This is a genomic window from Corallococcus praedator, assembly GCF_003612125.1.
In the GTDB taxonomy this organism is placed as follows: domain Bacteria; phylum Myxococcota; class Myxococcia; order Myxococcales; family Myxococcaceae; genus Corallococcus; species Corallococcus praedator.
In genome coordinates this window covers 1-516 of sequence record NZ_RAWI01000867.1, presented here as the reverse complement: position 1 = coordinate 516, position 516 = coordinate 1, and the positions used below count along the sequence as shown (strand labels likewise).

General features: G+C 51.0%; 1 protein-coding gene. It reads right to left on the bottom strand.

Annotation, left to right across the window (positions count from 1 at the left end):
• Positions 1-516 (bottom strand): IS3 family transposase (locus tag D7Y13_RS50035; protein ID WP_158626217.1); only part of this gene is annotated, 516 nt, incomplete at both ends.

Below are 516 nucleotides of genomic sequence, written 5' to 3'. Positions count from 1 at the left end.
GGTATTCGACCGGGGTCATAAACTTCAACGCCTGATGGGGCCGTTCGGTATTGTACTCCACCAACCAGGCATCCACCGTTCGGCGCACCTGGGCCAGATTGCTGAACGTATTGGCATTCAGCACTTCCCGCCGAAATGTTCCGTTAAATCGTTCAATGTAGGCATTCTGAGTGGGCTTACCCGGCTCGATCCAGTGCAGTATCACGTGCTTATCCGCACACCAATCTTGTAATGCCTGACTGATGAATTCAGGTCCATTGTCACTGCGTAAGCGTTCGGGCTTGCCGTAGTGTTCAACTAATTGATCCAGCAACCGAGTGACCCGCTGAGCAGGGAGCGAATAATCAACCTCAATACCCAGAGCCTCCCGATTGTAGTCATCCAGTACGTTCAGAGTGCGAAATTTACGTCCATCGCTCAAGCTATCCGAGGTAAAATCTAATGACCAACAACCATTACAAGCAGTCGCTTTGGGCAATGGTTGTCGAACCGCTTCGGGCAGTCGCTTTTTCAGTT